Genomic DNA, 2892 nt, shown 5'->3' with positions numbered 1-2892 from the left:
TAAATAGGTGAGGTTGGGATCAACACTACGAGCGTGTAAGGTGGTATGATTCCAGGTGAACTCTGCTAGGCTGACTCCCTTACTGGCTTCTAGGGCAGTCTTCTGGTAAGTGACCTCTCCACCATACCCCCGAACTAAATCCTGGAATGGCTCTAGGGAAGATTCCGCTATCATCAGCAAGGCACAGTGCTTAGCTTCCGGAAGGTAGTTGTTGAGAGCGGCAAAGTAGGATGGAATTGGCCAAGCGTGAATGCTAATCAGTTTTTTAATCAAGCCATCGGCATCACCTAAGGCTTGACCAAATCTAGCAGCATTCATAAAGTCATCAAAGACTACAATGACTTCAGCCCAAGGATAGACTGGCCCTAGGGGTATTTCTAATTCAGTGATAATGCCATTGGTGCCATAGGCGTGATTCACCTTCTGTACCTGATCTGACCGTAATTCGATTACACGGGGCTGGTCTTCGAGGGTGACCACTTGCAGAGCATTAATATTTCCGCGATCGCGTAATACTCCATAAGTAATGGAACCAATGCCGCCACTCCCACCACCAATAAACCCACCAATCGTAGCAGTGCGATAGGTAGAGGGAGCCATGCGCAATTCCCAGCCAATTTTATGAGCTTCTTTGTCAAAGGCGGCTAGCTTGACCCCTGGCTGAACAGAGGCTAAACCCGGTTTTATCCAGTTAATCTGATTCATGCGGGTAGTATCGAGAATCAGACCACCATTGAGGGGGATACACTGACCATAATTACCAGTGCCTGAGCCTCTTACGGTGAGGGGAGCTTTGTACTTAACGCAAACCCTAGCTATTTCCAGGACTTCCGCCACCGTAGTCGGACGAACTACCATATTCCCTCGTTTATCCTTAAGCTGGGAGTCCAGTACCGGACTGAAGTGGTAGTAGTCTAGGGATAATTTAGCAACTTGGGTCGGATCATTAATAATTTCTATTCCGGTAAGTTCCGAGGCTAAGGAATTCCAGTCAATAGCTTGTGGGGTTGTCATCACGGGTGTGGGAAGTGGGGGGAGGTGTGGGAAGATTTTTGTTAAGGTTAATTATCTTGACATCATATCAGAGCAAGTTGCTTGATATTGAGAAATTATTTAGTATAATTCGCATAAAAGTGCCACCAATTACAGATATATATAGTAATCAACTGTCAAGTCACCGGTGTGTCTATGAGTAATTACTCTACTATTTCTGTATTATGTCTCAAGCTAGCTAGTGCTACTTTACTGTGCCTGCTCTCACCGAGCCTAGCCCCAGAAAATCTGGGAGTTGCTCCAGCAGTAGCACAAACCACTCCAGACCAAGCTGGGGAGTTTGTGGAGCAATTTCATACCCTGAGTCGAGAAGAGGGTTATCAATATCAGCTTCCGGTAAAAGGAGCCCCACACCTCAATCCGCAAGGATGAGTGTGGGAGGAATTTTACACAGAGTATGCACGGGACCCGAAGACGAGCTATAAAGCTTCTAAGTAACTCGGAGCATGTACACCCTCTACGTTCGCGTAGCGTGGCCTACGGCCAATCTGCTTCTTGTTGTAACTGCTCTTTTTCAAAACTTGTTAGCCTGACTACGAATCTCTGATCTTTAATTTTCGTATTGACGCTTGTTGCAACAGCTTGTTGCAACATATGTTATATTAATAATAGGTCGGAAACAAGAGAATGGCAAATGAGACTAGCGTATCAATTCAAGCTTAGGCTAACCAAGTCACAAACATCAGAAATGGAAAGATGGCTTGATATGCTACGTCATCAATATAACTATCTTTTGGCTGACAGATTTGCCTGGTACGAGCAAAATAGATGCTCTATAAACTCCTGTCTTCTTGTTTGTCATTTGCCAGAACTAAGAGACAATCCTGATTATTATTCACAAAAGAGAACTTTACCTCAATTAAAGAAAGATAGACCTTGGTATAAGGCTATCCACGCCAATGTGTTGCAGGATTGTGTGAAGCGCGTAGATCTAACTTTTAAGCGATTCTTAAAAGGGGATTCCAATGGGAAACGAAGCGGAAGACCTAGATTCAAAAGTAAGGAGCGTTTTAGATCCCTAACATTTTCGGCCTTCTCCAAGAGTCCTATAAATGGAAATAGATTAAATCTTCCTAAGTTTGGTTGGGTCAAGATGATCTACCATAGACCAATCCCCACCGGTTTTAAAATCAAAACGGCCACAGTAACTCGAAAAGCGGATGGTTACTATGTGACACTGTCCATTCAAGACGACACTGTCCCTAATGTGATTGCGATCGAAGAAGTCAAAAATCCGGTCGGGATTGACATGGGTCTCAAAACCTTCTTGATCAAATCTGATGGTTCCGAGGTACCAATTCCTCAATATTATCGTAAAGCCCAGAAGCGATTGAAGAAAATTCAAAAAGCAGTTAGCCGCTCCAAGAAAGGAAGTAACAATAGGAAAAAGGCTGTATCGAAACTAGGAAAAGCTCACAAAAAGGTAGCTGACACTAGAAAAGATTTTCACTTTAAGACTGTAAAAAAGCTATTAGATACTCACGATTTAGTAGCTCACGAAAAACTCAATATAAAAGGTTTGGCCAAAACTAGATTAGCTAAATCAGTTTTAGACGCTGGGTGGGGTCAGTTCCTGTCAATACTATCAACTAAAGCCGAAAATGCTGGGTTGGTAACAAAAGCAGTGAACCCTCGGAACACTAGTCAAAACTGCTCTAACTGTGGCCAAAAAGTTCCTAAAAAACTAAAAGATCGCATACATTCTTGCCCTCATTGTGGCTACAAAGCGGATAGAGATGTAAATGCGGCTAAAAATATTCTGTATTTGGCGGTGGGGCATCCCGCCAGTAGTAAAGCTTACCGAGCAACCGAACCGTTAGGTGGTGTTGGTAAGAAGCC

General features: G+C 43.6%; 3 protein-coding genes. 2 read left to right on the top strand and 1 reads right to left on the bottom strand.

The genetic code is table 11. The features are described from left to right. On the bottom strand, positions 1 to 1014 hold a 1014-nt coding region (locus F6K20_RS32360), incomplete at its 3' end, for an FAD-binding oxidoreductase (protein WP_287297499.1). A gap of 174 nt (positions 1015 to 1188) precedes the next feature. On the opposite strand from F6K20_RS32360, the gene F6K20_RS32355 reads away from it, so the two are divergent. Next, positions 1189 to 1425 carry a hypothetical protein gene (locus tag F6K20_RS32355; protein WP_287297497.1) on the top strand — a complete coding sequence of 79 codons (237 nt, stop codon included), beginning with the start codon at positions 1189 to 1191 and terminating at the stop codon, positions 1423 to 1425. Between the two features lie 262 nt (positions 1426 to 1687). Beyond that, positions 1688 to 2892 (top strand): RNA-guided endonuclease InsQ/TnpB family protein (locus tag F6K20_RS32350; RefSeq protein WP_287297496.1); only part of this gene is annotated, 1205 nt, incomplete at its 3' end.

Source organism: Moorena sp. SIO2C4 (assembly GCF_010672485.1).
GTDB lineage: Bacteria > Cyanobacteriota > Cyanobacteriia > Cyanobacteriales > Coleofasciculaceae > Moorena > Moorena producens.
The sequence above is the reverse complement of the archived record's forward strand: the minus strand, read 5'-3'. Positions and strand labels throughout refer to the sequence as shown.